Here is a 15,854-nt window from a genome sequence, read left to right as displayed (position 1 = left end):
ACAACAACTGTTTGCACAACCATTGTATTTCCTGTTATTCATTTAGAATTTAGATTCCGGGTCATAGAACTCATCTACGTTTTCTTTTGTTACTTGAGTAGCTTCTTTTACGACCATCGACTCTTTTGGTTCATTTCCTTTTGCAATATCCGCCGCAATTTTCACTGCGTCTTCCACCATAGTTGGTGAGTAAAGGAAAGTAGCTGTCATAAGACCGTCTGCTTTGATATCCTCAAACACCGCTTTACCACCACCAGCACCTGTTACAAATTGAATGTCTGTGCGATTAGCTTCTTTAATAGCTTGTAGTACACCAAGCGCCATTCCATCATCTTGTGTAAACACAGCATCTATTTGCGGATGTGCTTGTAAAATGTTTTGCATCACTTCTAATGATTTTTCAGTAGAGAAGTCACCACTTTGTGAAGCAATAATTTCCATTCCTTCTGCATTTTCCATCGCTTCTTTAAAACCTGATCCGCGTTGTTCTGTAACTGAACTTGGTGGTCCGGAAATTTCCACTACCTTACCTTTTCCATTTAATTTTTCCACAAAGTATTTACCAGCATTTACTCCGATACCTTCATTGTCCCCTTTGACAACAACTGTAGCCGCATCATTTTCAAGCTCACGGTCCACAATTACTAAAGGAATTCCAGCATCCTTTATTTTTTGTCCCACTGGTGAAAGTGCCGCAGACTCAATTGGAAGCATAACGATAACGTCCACACCTTGTGCGATCAAATCGTCTACATCGTTTGCTTGTTTGTTTGGATCAGCGGCATTTGTCATCACATATTCAATGCCATCGCTTTCTTTAAGAGCTTTTGCTTGCTTTTCCGCACTATCAATTAGTGCTCCCATCCACCCATGTGTTGCTGAAGGTAAAGAAATACCGATTTTTAACGTATCATCTTCTTTTCCATCTGCAGTATTCGTATCATCACTACAAGCTGCCATAATAAAGACTGTTACTAAAGATAAACATAAGATTAGAAATTTCTTCAACACTATTCCCCCTTGAATTTAGTGAACTGCTCCCCTTTTTGTAATCGATTACATCAGCAACTAAGGGCAACGCTCTATTATTAATCCCTTTTAATAACAGAGCGCTGATCTTAGTTGTTTATCGTCATGTAGATTCCCGAATGACTAATTCATGGTTTAATATGACATTATCCACATCATTTCCTCTGATCTTATCGATTAACATTTCCGCCGCCACCGTACCCATCTTATACATAGGCTGAGCAATCGTTGTGAGCGTAGGGTTTGTCATATTAGAAAAATCAATTTTGTCAAAGCCTATTACTGCTATATCATTTGGTACATGTAATCCAGATGCATTTATCTCTTTTAGCGCCCCTATCGCCAAAAGGTCCGATACTGCAAATATCGCTGTTGGGCGTTCGTGCATAGCGAGTATCTTTTTCATTGCCTGTTGTCCGTGCTCAAAGCCTAGATGTTTTGTATAAAGAATATAATCGTTGTTTAATGCTATACCATGTTCTTCTAATGCTCGCTGGTATCCCATTTCCCTCTGTCTCGAATAAAGAAATCTATCATCCGAATTCATAAGAGCAATTTTTTTATGGCCGATTTGTATCAAATGCTTAACTGCGCGATAAGAAGCTTCTTCATTATCTATCGTCACATAAGGAATCCCGCTATCGACGTTATACTCACTACATTGAATAATGGAATACTTTTCAGCTAGCTCTTTTAATGTTTCGATATTAACTGCAGGGTCCATTGAAATAATTCCATCCGCCATCTTCTTTCTAACAAGGTCAAAGTAAATATTCTCTTTTTCCGGATTGGAATCTGTTTCACATAACAGGATATTGTAATTCTGACTAAGTGCAACGGTTTCAATTCCTTTAATGATTTCTAGATAGAACGGATTGGAAATGCTTGGGATCAATATTAAAAGAATTCTACTTTCTGAATTTCTTAGATTCCTCCCTAACATACTAGGTTCATAACTTAAATTCTTTATAGCTTCTTCTACTTTAATCCGCGTTTTTGACGATACTGTATTTTGTCCGTTGAGTACTCTGGATACTGTCGCTACAGATACCCCAGCTTGTTTAGCCACCTGTTGGATGTTTGTCATCTTTCTAAGTCTCACTTTCTCTGATTTCATTGATAGAAAAATGAAATCGTTTACATTTACATGTTATTATATTCCGAATTATGCGTCAATATATATTTTTTTATTATAAAAATCTATTGATTTACTTGAATGTTTTATATATGTTAGTAATGTAACGGTTTACATTACTGTAAATTCTGATAACTAAGGGAGGTTGTTTTATTGAAACTAGGTGTTTTTACCGTACTCTTCTCTGATAAAAGTTTTGAAGACATGTTAAGCTATGTTTCCTCTAAAGGTATAGAAGCAATTGAATTGGGTACAGGAGGGTATCCTGGTGATGCTCACTGTAAAGTGGATGAACTTTTAACCGATGACAAGAAATTGCAGAGCTTTAAGCAAAAAATTAGCGACCACGGATTAATCATCAGTGCGCTAAGCTGCCATGCAAACCCTCTCCATCCACAGAAAAAAATTGCAGATCCCGCTGATGAATTGTTTGTAAAAACCATTCATCTAGCATCCAAGCTAGGCGTTCCAGTAGTTAATACATTTTCAGGATGTCCAGGAGATCATGAAAATGCCCTTTATCCTAACTGGCCAGTAGCCCCTTGGCCACATGATTTTCAAGAAGTATTAAAATGGCAATGGGAAGAAAAACTGATTCCTTATTGGAAAGAAAAAAATGATTTAGCACAATCACTTAACGTAAAGATTGGATTAGAACTACATGGGGGATTCTCTGTACATACTCCTGCCACACTATTGCGATTAAGAGAAGCCTGTGGTTCAATGATTGGTGCTAACCTTGACCCTAGTCATATGTGGTGGCAAGGTATTGACCCAATTGAGGCGATAAAAATACTTGGACGTGAGAATGCCATCCATCATTTCCATGCAAAAGACACAATTATCGACAAGCAAAACATGAATCGAAACGGTCTGACGGATATGACCGACTACGCGAATATGCGTGACCGTGCATGGTATTTTAGATCCGTTGGTTTTGGGCACAATCAAAAAACATGGGCAGACATCATTAGTATTCTACGACTTTATGGGTATGATTATGTCGTGAGTATCGAACATGAGGATGGATTAATGTCGATTGAAGAAGGTTTTACAAAAGCAGTCGAAAACTTAAAGCCGATTATTGTGAAGGATTCTATCAGTCAGATGTGGTGGACTTAGTAGTAAGTGGATAGAAACATTAAACTCCTCTCTTTTACGTATCAGAGAGGAGTTTAAATTTATGGCAATAAAGTCATTACTGCAAAGAAATGTAGTATGGACGCAGCAAGCACAAATATATGCCAGACAGCATGATGGTACGTAAACCCTCTCCATACATAAAAAATCGCACCAAGTGTATAGAGAACACCACCTACAGCCAGATAAATCATGCCTTCAGTCGATACGTTTGCCACAAGGGGTTTCCAAGCAAATACCATAAGCCAGCCCATCACAACGTATAACAACGTCGACGTATGCAAAAAGCGCTTAACAAAATATGCTTTAAATACCGTACCTACTATCGCAAGCCCCCATACAATCCCAAATAGCGTCCAACCCAGTGACCCTTTTACTGCAAGAAATAAAAAAGGAGTATACGTCCCTGCTATAAAAAAATAAATGGACGAGTGATCCATTATCTCAAACACATCTTTCGCACGACCAGCCGGAAACCCATGCACGAGAGTTGAAGACGCATATAACAGCACCATCGTTGCTCCGAACAACGTAAAACTCACCACATGCCACGCCGTTCCTTGCGTCACAGAGGACACGATCAAAATGACAAGTGCAGCTATACTTAAAAGAGCCCCAATCCCGTGAATGATTGCATTCGCAATCTCCTCACGCTTCGAAAATATATGTGTATTACTCATCTTAGTTCATCTCCATCTAGTGATTCATCTATTTCCTATGCTATCACTTTGTACCGATAAAAGCAGATACAAACTTTAAAAATTTGATCAGTTATTATTGAATAAGTTTTATATGGTCAGAAGTTTTTCCATCTGGACGTATTTTCTTCTATACGGTCAGAAACAATTCTATCCGGTCGTATTTTCTTTTATCCGGTCAGAAATTTCTCTATCCGGAAGTATTTTAATTAAAATGACAAAAAAAGAGACACTCTTTTCAGAGTGTCTCGAATTCACGGTTAAACATTTACTTCATTCCGAAGAATTAAAGTTTTACGATGTTAACTGCTTGTGGTCCACGTTGACCTTGTTCTACTTCAAATTCCACTTTTTGACCTTCGTCAAGTGATTTGAAACCTTCGCCTTGGATTGCTGAGAAGTGAGCGAATACGTCGTTTCCGCCTTCAACTTCGATAAATCCAAAACCTTTTTCTGCGTTAAACCATTTTACTGTACCTTGTGTCATTTAAAAGACCTCCAAAAATTGTAGTGAATAAAAAATTCACATATTACAAAAAGTACCGAACAAACACGATTACTTTTTGTAATATGTGAATTCATTGTTTCTGTTAAGCAATTTAATTATTGTCTTAACTATATAACAGTTTTATACATTTGTCTACCAATATCCACTGAGTGCAAATTTAAATACTATGCAGTTCTTCTAACGTTTCTAAAACATGCTCCAGAAAATCTTCAATATCCCCCATGTGTTCTTCATTAATTTTACGAGTAAACTTTACTTCAATCGTGTCAAGATAGCTTGGTTCTTCTTGGTTGAACAGGAAGCTCAATGTCTGTGACAGCTCCACATCATCTTCCCAAATATCGTTTAGATTTTGTTCAATAATTTTGCATTGAATAGGAAAATTTTGAACTTGCTTGTAGAATCTTAACAGTAAGGAACACCCTAAATTTGTTCCAGGAAGCTCTAATATCTCCCCTGCCAGTTCATCTAATGAGGCCATTAATACAATCTCTGCTGTAACGTCTCGAGAGCTGACGAGAGTAAATTGAACAGAAAATTCTCTAGCCAAAATGGATAAATCAATTTGGTCCACCCGGTTTGTAATAATGATTTTTCGTTCTATATTATCTAAATCATACACCTGGTTTTCCAATGCAACTTTTAAATTCTCAAAAATAGTTGGATCAAACATATAGATTCCTCCAAAGAAATTCAATAGAGCTTTTCTTTATACTAGCCACTTTTTATCGAAATTATATCACAAAGGGTACTTGCATAATTGGATATTTTAAAAGACTACCGAATTAAAAAATCTAACCCTCTTTTATAAGTAAACATCGTGATTTATTACTTTTAAATTAATGCGTCCGCCATCACAATTTCAAGCGTAAGGTTTTCCATTGCTCCTAAATTTATCTCATATGGAGCAACATTTTCATTTTCTTCATTCTTAACAATGCGAACTTCAGGACGCCCCGCAGCCTGGTAGTTATATTGTGTGACGATTCCTGTTCGACCATCATTTAATGTTACGGTTAAGCCTGGTGGATAAATGGCGATACAATCTTTGAATAAATTGACTTGATGTGTGTCGAATTGAGAGCCACTTCCAGTATACAGAATTTCTAGTCCTCGATGAGGCATTACGGCCGGCCTGAATGCTCTTGGATTTGTTACCGCATCAAACACATCTGCAACACTGATGATTTTCGCATATTTATGAATTTCATCTTCCTTTAATCCTCTTGGGTATCCCATCCCATCGATTCTTTCGTGATGCTGAAAAGCACAATGAGCAACTGGTAAAGGGATTTCATGTATTTTTCGTAGAGTATTAAAGCCCTTTTCACAATGTTGTTTGACTAGGGCATATTCCTCTTTCGTTAACTCCCCGGGTTTATTTAAAATATCTAGGGGAATATGCACCTTACCTAAATCGTGTAACATGGCCCCCAATCCAATTTCTTCAATATTCTTAAGAGGCAATCCATTTTCGATAGCAAGCTGACAAGCATATATAGAAACGTTTAACGAATGATTGAACACATAATTTTCATGTACTTTTGTCGAAGCTAGTAAATTTAATGCATTTTGATTGTCTGTTAGTGACGCTAGTATATCCTTAAATACTTTTTGAAAACTTCTTATAGCTCTACCTGATTTCATCATCCCTTGAAGATTCGAGTTGGAATGACTTAGATCCATTAATGATTGGAATCCTTCCGTAATCGTATTTAAAGCTTCCATGCGTAAAGCTTCTGGAATAGATTCAATAATCTCTATTCCTTCAGATGCTTCGTCTTCTATGTAAACAGTTGTAACATTATATTTATGTAACTTAAGGATGATTCGATCTCTTAGTTCTGCTCCTTTTGCTAACAGAATTTTACCTTTGTCATTATATATAGGTTTGCCCAACCTCATCCCCGGCCGACATTGATCAATTTTAACTAAACGCATTCGACTACTCCCTATTCTTAGTATAATGAGTCTATTTTACTTATATTTTNTGATCGTGAATAAATAAAGCCTATTCAAGGATTTTTTTCACCTTAAATAGACTTTATTTTTATAATTGTATTAAATATATTAATGTGCCAGCATACCAGCATCTACTAAATGTTCAGCACCTGTAATATAAGAGGATTCATCAGAAGCTAAGAATAATACTAAATTGGAAACTTCTCTTGCCTCCGCTAGACGTCCTAATGGAATATCTTTTAATGCGTCTCCACCCGACTCATCAGTTGCCTCAACCATCATTGGAGTGTTGATAAATCCAGGGTGAACAGAATTAACACGGATATTATTTGGACCATATTCGATTGCAGTCCCTTTTGTCATACCTCTTACTGCTGCTTTACTTGCAACGTAAGCAATGCTTGGGAAACCATAATTTGCTACAATTCCAGCAATGGATGAAATGTTCACGATTGATCCAATTCCCGCTTCCAGCATAGATGGAATTACTGTTTTCATGCCTAGGAAAATACTATGTTGGTTAATAGAACATACTTTTAAATATTCTTGTTCATCTAATTCCGCAGTTTTGGCAATTGGTCCAAGAACTCCAGCGTTATTTACCAATATAGTTATATTACCAAATGCGGCTTTCGCTTCTTCAAATACTTTTTCCCAAGACTCTGCACTTGTCGCATCATGTTTAACAAATAATGCATTTGAACCTAATTCTTTCGCAAGAGCTGATCCAGCTTCTTCATTTAAATCAGTTAAAATCACTTTTGCTCCTTCTTCAATAAAAACACGAGCGTGTGATTCTCCCATACCTCTTGCTGCACCAGTAATAATTGCTACTTTACCATCTAATCTTCCCATCCTAATTCATCCTCCACTCTATATTCTTATTAGTAAAGGAAAAATAAGCGCTTACATTTCTCTTTAATTCCATTATATCAACCACAAAAAGCTAAACAATCAATAGTATTAAGTAATATGTATCAATAACCAACACATTTAATCATTATGTAGGTTTTTTATAAATTAATTAAACAGTCAGAAATTATTTTATCCGATCACATTTTTGTGTATCCGGTCAGTAAATTTTCTATCCGGTCACAATTCTTTTTATCCGGACACAAATTTTTCTATACGGTCAGCAAGTAATAAAATGCGGACTCTACAAAAGTACCCTCGTCTAATACTATTTAGACGAGGGTACGTTCTTATTCATATTCTCTATTTATTACGGTTGAAGCTGCACCACGTAATCCCGCTTCTCCCTTATAGGCACTTGCTTCAATACGTTCTTCTTTACCTTTTAATAAAGGATGACGAAGATACTGTCTAACCTCTTTTCGAACCAATTCGATAAGTTCTGGGTGATGATTGAAAATCCCACCACCAAGAACGATACAATGAGGATCTGAAAATACGATAATATGATATACTTCCTTTGCTAATGCAGTAACTGCTTCATTTACGATTGATAGAATATGGCTGTTGCCTTGATAATAATACTCCATCATTTCTTTCAATGTTAATTCGGGATTACCGAATAGTTTTTGTCCTTTTAATTCAAGTGCAGGACCAGAAACTAGTGATTCAAGCGTTGTTTCTGAAGTATCCGTCAAGCAAAATCCAATTTCTCCTGCCATTCCAGCTCCTCGTAAAAACGCCCCCTGATGAATCGAACAGCATGAAATACCTGTACTCAGTGTTACATATACCAAGGTTTCCGTAGAAAATCCACGATTTGTATATTCTCCCCATGTTGCCATATATACATCATTATCTATGACAATCTTGGATTTAGGAAACTCATTAGCGAGCCTTTCTGCCAATGGGAAGTCTCTCCAAGGTAAATTATTCTGAAAGACTGCTATTCCTTTTTCTGTATCAACAATTCCTGGTATTCCGACTGCTATTCCATTTATATCATCTAAATTCACCCGTTCATTCACACAAATAGACTTGAATGAATCAACTAATGACTGAAACAGAATTTCACCATCATTTTTTTCACTTCGTATTTCGTTAACTTTTGCAACTGTTCCATCCTTTATAAATAGAGCCGTCGCAAGTTTTGTGCCTCCGATATCTGCAGCGAGAATGTACTCCATTTATACTCACCTTCCGATTATGACAATTTAACAACTTGTGTAAGATTTCGTGGCTTATCTGGATTAAATCCTAAATGCACCGCGCGTTGATGTGCAAGTAATTGAAGATATGGAACATAAATAGCATGTCGGTTCCTATCACTTATTTTATCCGTCAATTCAATAATGTGATCTGCTACAAACTCTTGAGGTATCGGTCCAATAGCAAGTACGTATCCACCAAGCTTTTGAATGTCCTTAACAAGTTGTTGGTCATAGTCTTCGGTCTCATGTTGAGTCAATAAAACAACTACTGTAGAATCATCTACGATAGATATTGGTCCGTGTCTAAATTCCAAACTTGAATAACTTTCGCATTCTGTTTGTGTCATTTCTTTTAATTTCAGCGTTGCTTCTTTCGCTAAACCGTTATATGAACCTGATCCAAGGAAAATAAAGCGTTTTTTCGATAAATCTTCTGCTACACCTTTTGTTAAAACTTCAAATGTTAAAGCTGTCTCTACCAACTTCGGAATTTGTTTTAGTTCATTCAAATTTTGAGTAGAACTTGTTTGCTTTGCCGCGAAAACTTGGAGAGCAAACAGCATATTGGAGAATGACTGTGTCATAACAACACTTTTCTCTTTAATATGGTCAAGTGAAAGAACTTGATCAGCTGCAGTGGCCATAGGTGTATCTCCATTACATGTAACTGCCAGTGTACGGATATCTGCTTGGTCTTTCAAATGATTGAGTGCGATAAGAATTTCGGATGTAGTTCCTGATCTAGATATCCCAACAACAAGATATTTTTTACCTGGCACAATCGTCGTCGATGTATGAAGGAATAATTCAGAAGCAGGAACTGCAGAAGCAAATTGTCCTGTTACTGTTTGATAATATTTAGCAGCTGAAGCCGCTAAGTAATATGATGTTCCACATCCTGTGAATAGGACATAGTCTACATTCTCATGTTCGATTTTTAAATTCTCCACTAGTTCAAGTGTCTTTTGAAGTTGGTCCGCCTGTCCGATGATTTCATTATAAGTATGCATAGTATTCATACCCCTATCTATCTTTAATTTTATTAATCGTAATTTGTTTCATTAATGCTTCCACTTGCTCCAAATCTATAAAACCAATTGACTGATACATCGCATTAACTGATCCGCACGCTATTGCTCGTTTATAGGCAATACTAATCTCTTCATTATGAGCTAATCCATATAGCAGACCACCAACGAATGCATCTCCACTGCCTACAGTATTGACGACATCAATCGAAGGTGCATCTATTTTAAAATATCCAGTTTGGTTGACGAAAATTGCTCCTTCTCCACCTAATGTGAAGCAAACATGTTCGATTCCTTCATTAACAAAACGATTTCCTGCTTCAAGCAAATCATCTTCAGTTAAAGTATTTTTGCTTAGAATTGCTGCAATTTCATGTTCATTCGGTTTTATTGCAAAAGGCTTTGCTTTTATTCCGAATCGTAAAGCGTCACCGCTAGAATCGAGTATCACTTTCCCACCGTTAGCATTTATAATTTCAATAAGTTCTGCATATGCAGTTGATGGTAATCCTTTCGGTAAGCTACCAGACAGCGCAAACCACTTTACTTGTTTAGATTTCTGTCGTACCCAATCAAGCATTGATTGCCATTCCACTTTGGATATCTCTGGTCCACTTTCAAGAAGTTCTGTCACTTCACGAATCGTTGAATCTAGCACTGTTAAACAGATTCGGCTTTCACCACTAACTGGAATAAGTTCACTTGAAATAGACCGCTTTTCCAATAGCTGTCGAATTCTCTCTCCATTAATGCCCCCTGCAAATCCACCAGCATCTACCTTTGCACCTGAATATTGGAGAACCTTTGCGACATTAATCCCTTTACCACCAGCCTCCTGAGTAATAGCAGAAACGCGATTCGTACCTCCAACTGCCAATTTTTCAACTTCATACACTTGATCGATTGCAGCATTTAATGTAATAGTTGTAATCATTTTTGTAATATCTTAATCTTTCTTTTAACTAACTCTATTAATGCCTCTCTTGCAGGAATGAAATATTTACGAGGGTCATTTTCATGTGGATTTTCTTTGAAAAAGGCTCGAACTTCCTCTGCGAATAAATCTTTTAATTCCGTAGAGAAATTCACTTTTGCTATACCATAATCCAATGATTTTCGTACACTTTCTTCTGGAACTCCTGATGCTCCGTGCATAACGAGTGGAATATTAGTCAATTCTTGAATTCTTTCTAGTAAGTCAAATTGTAGTTTAGGTTCTTTTTTGTAATTACCATGCGCAGTTCCAAATGCAGGTGCAAACGAATCAATCCCTGTTTCACGCACAAATCGTTCTGCCATTAGTGGATCAGTTAAAAGAGCTAGACTTTCGTCAAGTACAAAGTCATCTTCCACTCCACCTATCGTTCCTAGTTCTGCTTCTACAGGGACTCCAATAGGACTTGCTGCATCTGTTACTTTGCGTACAAGTGCGATATTGTCTTCTAATGAAAGCTTAGAGCCGTCAATCATGATGGATGTATACCCCGCTCGTAAACATTCCATAACTACGTTAAATGATTCTCCATGATCAAGATGCAAAGCTACAGGTACTTTTGCTTGTTCAGCAGCAGCCTTAGCCATCGCAATCATATAAGGCATCTCCACGTATTTGTATGTACTGGATGTGGTTTGCAGGATAACCGGTGAACCTATTGCTTCAGCACCAGCGATTACTGCTTTAATAATTTCTAAATTGTGCGCACCGAATGCTCCAATAGCATAGTGATTGTTATAAGCGTCTTCTAACATTTCTTTCGTTGTAACTAGTGGCATAAAACCACTCCTCTCGTTAGTGGGTTGTTGGTACAACTTAATCTATTTTAAAACTCATAGAAATTTCTATGAGTTTAATATAGATCTGTGTAAAATCTGCAGCGATCTCCTCTTACAATTGATATACAAAACTCGACTGGTTGGTCGTTCGTGTCATATGCTGTTCGCTCCAATAACAACGCAGGCTTTCCTACTTTCGTCTTAAGAAGAACACTTTCCTCTTCTCTAATTAAAACAGGCTCGAATGCTTCTTTCGCACGAACAACAGTCACGTTATAACGTTCAGCCAATAAATCATAGAGTGATGAAGTTCCTACTTCATACAAAACCGACATATCTTGAACAACTGACTTTGGCATAAACGATGATTCAAGAATGATAGGCTCCCCGTCTGCCAAACGTAATCGCTTCATTTCAACTACACTTTCACCTACTGGAAGCTGCAATCCTTCTCTTACAGTAGCAGAAGGTTCAACTTCCTTTACTTCAAGCACTTGGTCCGTAGGATGAAGACCTTTTTCTTGTAACACTCTACTAAAACTATAAAATCCTCCTAGAGACTGTTCAAATTTAGGTTTGGAGACGAAGGTCCCTTTCCCTTGAACTCGATAAAGTGTTCCTTCCTGAACTAATTCTTCAATCGCTTTCTTCGCCGTATTTCTACTTACTTGAAACAAGTCCATCAAACGATTTTCCGAATCAATTTTATCACCAGGCTTCCATTCACCTGCTCGAATGCGGGCGTCTAAGCGTTGCTTCAATTGATGATATAGCGGTATAATACTTCCTTGATCTAACGGTTTCATATTATATTCATCCTTCTTCGTACGTCTTCACAATTTCAATATATCATCAATTCAGAAATTTTTACATCATTTGAATGCATCTTTACATTGGAAAGCAATAGCGCCTCTACAAATCGTAAACACGATTTCTCCATTCATACCGAGAATTACGATGTCAGCATCTTTTCCAGCCTGAATGGATCCTTTTCTATTAAATAGGCCTAAACGTTTAGCTTGGTTCACTGATGTTATCTGTAATTGTTCCTGTATCGACAGTCCTAGCCATTTAGCCAGATTCATCCTTGCATTATTCATTGTTACAATACTACCTGCAAGCGAACCGGTAGACGTTAACGTACATTTTTCATCACTAACTGTCACTTTCTGTCCACCTAAATCATAAATACCATCTGCCATCCCTTTCGCCCGTATTCCGTCAGTAATGACCAAAATCCGTTCTAGCCCCTTCATTCTAACTACAAGTTTCAATAAATCAGGGTGAAAATGAATACCATCTGGAATTACTTCAACATAAACCTCATCATGTAGAAGAGCTCCACCTACGACTCCTGGATCACGATGATGCAACCCTTTCATCCCATTAAATAAGTGTGTCGAGTGCGTTATTCCATGAGTAATAGCTTGTACAGCTTCATCGTAAGATGCATTCGTATGTCCCATCGATGGAATAATTTCCATTTTTTTCAGTTCCTTTAGTAGCTCAAAATCTACATCTAATTCAGGAGCAAATGTAATAATTTTAATTGCGTCTCTTGATAGCTTCTGCCATTCTTTGAACAGAGTAACATTTGGAGGGAGGATATCATGTTCCGGTTGGGCTCCTTTTTGATCTTTGTTTATAAAGGGCCCTTCCAAATGAATGCCTATCATTTCTGCTACACCAGTTTCACTATTATTTTCTTTGTAGCTGGCGAGATTCTTAAGCACATAACTAATTTGTGAGATTGGATTTGTCATCGTTGTTGCAAGATAAGAGGTCGTCCCTTCTTTAGCAAGTGCTTTTGCAATACCTTCAAAAGCTTCTTGCTTGGAGTCCATAAAGTCAAATCCGCCAGCTCCATGCACATGTATATCAATCATTCCAGGTATAACGTATTGATTGTCAATACAATCAATAACTATTTCCCCAATAATAGGTGGGCAATCTACCATTTTCCCAACAGACTTTATTTTTTCTCCTTCAATATGCACAAATCCATTTTGTAAAACCGATTGTTCAAGAACAATTGTTGCGTTAATTAAATACATACTCTTCATGGTAAGGTACTCTCCATAATTAGCTTTTTTGTTTTCTTAGTTTCCTCTATCTGTAATGTTCCATCCGATTCACCTTTAAGTCGGAAGATTTGGGATGACATCCAAGTAAGAAACAGAACAGTTAAACTCACTCCGAAAAATGGAAGAAGGCCCGGTATGAATAAAAAAATCCGATACAGAATATAGAGTCCTATAATAGATCCGATTATTTGGAGTGGAAATGAAATACTAAGTAAGAGAGATGTTGAAAAATAACGAGCAAATGGAAGTTCATAATGTGCAAATACTTGAAATATGTTCATCACCATCACTATGTACAAAATCGTAATCATGACGATCAACGTCAACATGAAGAAACCATAGTTCTCGTTCATCGTTAAAGTAATTTTTAAATTAATTGTGAGAAAATAGCCAATGCCTATCAAAATGACTCCAATCTTATTTGAAGCGATGAACTCTATTTTATACGTTGCCCAATAATGTCTCATTAGTGATCGTAAGTGATCCTGGCCTTGCAATCTTTTTCTCATTACTACGAATAGCCCTACAGTAGCTGGTGATATTCCAAAGAACACAAGACCAAGCAGTGTTAACCCAATCCACATCAGCTGTAATACTGCTAGCATAGTCACAAACTCTACGAACTCATAGAGCTTTCCTTTCCATCCATTTAAGTCCAATCAAACTACCTCCCTTAAAGGGTAAAACTCATACAAAGGAAAACCATTGTATGAGTATAATTTATTTTACTTTTCTTTTGTTGATCGATCGTAAGCTCCTTGTGCCAGCTCAAGATACTCTTGTATTCCCATTTTATCAAGTGTTTTCTTGTAGTCATCCCATTTACTAAAGTCTTGTTTTCCAGTAATAAAAGCAGCTGTCATTTCATCAATATATGTTTGTACATCTGTCATAATTGCACTAACTTTTTCCGTTTCATCCATTGTATAGTTCAACCCTGGAAGAATATCTTCATCTTTTATACGATAAGGACGAGCCTTCTCAGCGTTTAGGATTGAATTTTCTTTACCTTCTGCACCTTGGAAAAACTTTTGTCTAACCACTCCAGGATAATATCCTCCTGGCCAAGTCAAATATTCACTTATTGCTTGGTCCATATTTAAACCATTCGGATTGTTTGTAATCGTATCTAAATACTTGAAATTTCCAGCATCATCCTCTTCATATGTTACACCTTCAAACCCCATGAAGAACATCTTAGAACCTTCTTCTCCATAAAAATAATCCATCCAACGAACCATTGCTTCTGGGTTTTTTGCCTTATCGGTCAATACGAACATCCCCAGATTTCCAAGACCATTCGAAACTGTATTATAAGCACGTTCTCCAGTAGGCCCTTCTAAGACCGGTACACCAATGTAACCGTCAAGTTTGTATAATTCTGCCGGGTCTACTTCGCTCAGCATACCAAAATTCCCTTTAGATGCTTCTGCAGCAAACACATGCGGTTCAGTTGTGAAAACATCTTGGTTGATTAAACCTTCTGTATATAGTTTGTTCAAGAATGTAAGCAATTCCTTGTATTCATCCGTAGTTGGAATAAAACGAAATTCTTCCGTACCTTCTTTAAAGTCGAGGTTTAAATTCATAGAACCTTGTTTGTTTAAACCATATGTTCCGCGCAAATAAGCAATGAATTCACTAATGCCATAGCCACTGCCCCATCCAAGCTCATCGGCTTGTCCATTACCATTCGGATCTTGTTCTTTAAACGCTTTCAATACTTCGTACAATTCATCTGTAGTTTCAGGTTCCTCTAGTCCCAATTTATCGAGCCAATCTTTCCTTATCCACGGTGTATTTGCGCGAAGTGATTCAAATTTCGGATCGTAAAATGTAGGGAAACCATAAATATTTCCATCCGCCATCGTTACTCCTTGTTTCACTGATGGATACTCCTCTAAAATCTTTTTAAAATTTGGTGCATATTCATCGATATAGTCATTTATCGGTAAGAATACACCTTGCTGTCCATATTTTACTAAATCTGTTTTAGAAAATGCTGAAGCAAAAAATAATTCGGGATAATCTCCAGATGCAAGCATTAAATTTCGTTTCTCTGCTAATCCCTCAATTTGCGTTGTTTCCCAGTTCACTTCGATATTCGTCATTTTCTCATATTCATCCCAAAGCATAAGTTTGTTCCAATCTTGCGATGCAAAGAATTTTGCTGCAAAACCATCCACTTGAATCTTTTCTTCAACAATTGGCATTCCCGTCGCTTTTACATTACCGGCATTTTCACTTTTTTCAGTAGCTCCTTCCTCATTAGAACAAGCTCCTAAAATACTAGCCGTTAGTAATAGACTTGCAGTAAAACAAGTAATATAGTTTTTCTTCAAAACATTCTCCCCCTTATTTATCCTGTTTACCT

The 15,854-nt window shown here is 37.1% G+C and carries 16 protein-coding genes; 1 reads left to right on the top strand and 15 read right to left on the bottom strand.

What is annotated here, in order from left to right; translation table 11 throughout:
- Positions 1-42: 42 nt before the first annotated feature.
- Both AN959_RS09940 and AN959_RS09935 read right to left on the bottom strand, forming a co-directional pair.
- Positions 43-1,011, bottom strand: a complete 969-nt coding sequence (locus AN959_RS09940) for a substrate-binding domain-containing protein (protein WP_253278903.1) — start codon at positions 1,009-1,011, stop codon at positions 43-45.
- A 121-nt stretch (positions 1,012-1,132) separates the two neighbouring features.
- Entirely contained in the window at positions 1,133-2,146 is a 1,014-nt protein-coding gene (locus AN959_RS09935; protein ID WP_156350768.1) for a LacI family DNA-binding transcriptional regulator, read from the bottom strand.
- A gap of 171 nt (positions 2,147-2,317) precedes the next feature.
- On the opposite strand from AN959_RS09935, the gene AN959_RS09930 reads away from it, so the two are divergent.
- The gene (locus tag AN959_RS09930) at positions 2,318-3,286 is read left to right on the top strand and encodes a sugar phosphate isomerase/epimerase (RefSeq protein ID WP_056830410.1); all 969 of its coding nucleotides are present in this window, start codon (positions 2,318-2,320) and stop codon (positions 3,284-3,286) included.
- A 59-nt stretch (positions 3,287-3,345) separates the two neighbouring features.
- Here AN959_RS09930 and AN959_RS09925 read toward each other — a convergent pair whose 3' ends face one another.
- From AN959_RS09925 to AN959_RS09865, 13 genes are all read right to left on the bottom strand, one after another.
- The gene (locus AN959_RS09925; protein WP_056830408.1) at positions 3,346-3,984 is read right to left on the bottom strand and encodes a hemolysin III family protein; all 639 of its coding nucleotides are present in this window, start codon (positions 3,982-3,984) and stop codon (positions 3,346-3,348) included.
- Positions 3,985-4,288: 304 nt separating this feature from the next.
- Positions 4,289-4,489, bottom strand: coding sequence for a cold-shock protein (locus tag AN959_RS09920; protein WP_053591738.1), 201 nt, complete (start codon positions 4,487-4,489; stop codon positions 4,289-4,291).
- A gap of 178 nt (positions 4,490-4,667) precedes the next feature.
- Positions 4,668-5,183, bottom strand: coding sequence for a hypothetical protein (locus AN959_RS09915; RefSeq protein WP_056830406.1), 516 nt, complete (start codon positions 5,181-5,183; stop codon positions 4,668-4,670).
- A 161-nt stretch (positions 5,184-5,344) separates the two neighbouring features.
- Entirely contained in the window at positions 5,345-6,451 is a 1,107-nt protein-coding gene (locus tag AN959_RS09910) for an HD-GYP domain-containing protein (RefSeq protein ID WP_056830403.1), read from the bottom strand.
- Between the two features lie 129 nt (positions 6,452-6,580).
- Positions 6,581-7,327 (bottom strand): SDR family NAD(P)-dependent oxidoreductase, encoded by a 747-nt coding sequence (locus AN959_RS09905; protein ID WP_053591728.1) that lies wholly within the window; start codon positions 7,325-7,327, stop codon positions 6,581-6,583.
- A 347-nt stretch (positions 7,328-7,674) separates the two neighbouring features.
- Entirely contained in the window at positions 7,675-8,571 is an 897-nt protein-coding gene (locus tag AN959_RS09900) for an ROK family protein (RefSeq protein ID WP_056830401.1), read from the bottom strand.
- Between the two features lie 17 nt (positions 8,572-8,588).
- Positions 8,589-9,605 (bottom strand): SIS domain-containing protein, encoded by a 1,017-nt coding sequence (locus AN959_RS09895; RefSeq protein WP_253278902.1) that lies wholly within the window; start codon positions 9,603-9,605, stop codon positions 8,589-8,591.
- A gap of 13 nt (positions 9,606-9,618) precedes the next feature.
- Entirely contained in the window at positions 9,619-10,557 is a 939-nt protein-coding gene (pfkB, locus tag AN959_RS09890; protein ID WP_056830399.1) for a 1-phosphofructokinase, read from the bottom strand.
- Positions 10,554-11,396: a class II fructose-bisphosphate aldolase gene (locus tag AN959_RS09885; protein WP_056830397.1), complete on the bottom strand. Its 843-nt coding sequence runs from the start codon at positions 11,394-11,396 to the stop codon at positions 10,554-10,556. Before AN959_RS09885 ends, pfkB begins: the two co-directional genes overlap by 4 nt.
- Positions 11,397-11,470: 74 nt before the next feature.
- Positions 11,471-12,202 (bottom strand): GntR family transcriptional regulator, encoded by a 732-nt coding sequence (locus AN959_RS09880; RefSeq protein WP_056830394.1) that lies wholly within the window; start codon positions 12,200-12,202, stop codon positions 11,471-11,473.
- 66 nt (positions 12,203-12,268) lie between these two features.
- Complete coding sequence (gene nagA / locus AN959_RS09875) at positions 12,269-13,459, bottom strand: N-acetylglucosamine-6-phosphate deacetylase (protein WP_056830392.1); 1,191 nt, start codon at positions 13,457-13,459, stop codon at positions 12,269-12,271.
- Complete coding sequence (locus AN959_RS09870; RefSeq protein WP_082460928.1) at positions 13,456-14,139, bottom strand: YesL family protein; 684 nt, start codon at positions 14,137-14,139, stop codon at positions 13,456-13,458. The genes nagA and AN959_RS09870 overlap by 4 nt, the downstream gene beginning before the upstream one ends.
- Positions 14,140-14,205: 66 nt before the next feature.
- Complete coding sequence (locus AN959_RS09865) at positions 14,206-15,822, bottom strand: extracellular solute-binding protein (protein WP_056830390.1); 1,617 nt, start codon at positions 15,820-15,822, stop codon at positions 14,206-14,208.
- Between the last annotated feature and the right edge of the window lie 32 nt (positions 15,823-15,854).

It is taken from the genome of Psychrobacillus sp. FJAT-21963 (genome assembly GCF_001420585.1).
Taxonomy (GTDB): Bacteria; Bacillota; Bacilli; order Bacillales_A; family Planococcaceae; genus Psychrobacillus.
Note: the sequence above shows the minus strand (reverse complement) of the source record. Positions and strands in the feature narration are given on the sequence as shown.

What these genes read in the sequence shown, in the direction of transcription:
- AN959_RS09905 (WP_053591728.1), bottom strand. Translation starts at nt 7,327, where the DNA reads ATGGGAAGATTAGATGGTAAAGTAGCAATTATTACTGGTGCAGCAAGA.
- AN959_RS09920 (WP_053591738.1), bottom strand. Translation starts at nt 4,489, where the DNA reads ATGACACAAGGTACAGTAAAATGGTTTAACGCAGAAAAAGGTTTTGGA.
- AN959_RS09925 (WP_056830408.1), bottom strand. Translation starts at nt 3,984, where the DNA reads ATGAGTAATACACATATATTTTCGAAGCGTGAGGAGATTGCGAATGCA.
- pfkB (WP_056830399.1), bottom strand. Translation starts at nt 10,557, where the DNA reads ATGATTACAACTATTACATTAAATGCTGCAATCGATCAAGTGTATGAA.
- AN959_RS09900 (WP_056830401.1), bottom strand. Translation starts at nt 8,571, where the DNA reads ATGGAGTACATTCTCGCTGCAGATATCGGAGGCACAAAACTTGCGACG.
- AN959_RS09880 (WP_056830394.1), bottom strand. Translation starts at nt 12,202, where the DNA reads ATGAAACCGTTAGATCAAGGAAGTATTATACCGCTATATCATCAATTG.
- AN959_RS09895 (WP_253278902.1), bottom strand. Translation starts at nt 9,605, where the DNA reads ATGCATACTTATAATGAAATCATCGGACAGGCGGACCAACTTCAAAAG.
- AN959_RS09885 (WP_056830397.1), bottom strand. Translation starts at nt 11,396, where the DNA reads ATGCCACTAGTTACAACGAAAGAAATGTTAGAAGACGCTTATAACAAT.
- AN959_RS09935 (WP_156350768.1), bottom strand. Translation starts at nt 2,146, where the DNA reads ATGAAATCAGAGAAAGTGAGACTTAGAAAGATGACAAACATCCAACAG.
- AN959_RS09915 (WP_056830406.1), bottom strand. Translation starts at nt 5,183, where the DNA reads ATGTTTGATCCAACTATTTTTGAGAATTTAAAAGTTGCATTGGAAAAC.
- nagA (WP_056830392.1), bottom strand. Translation starts at nt 13,459, where the DNA reads ATGAAGAGTATGTATTTAATTAACGCAACAATTGTTCTTGAACAATCG.
- AN959_RS09910 (WP_056830403.1), bottom strand. Translation starts at nt 6,451, where the DNA reads ATGCGTTTAGTTAAAATTGATCAATGTCGGCCGGGGATGAGGTTGGGC.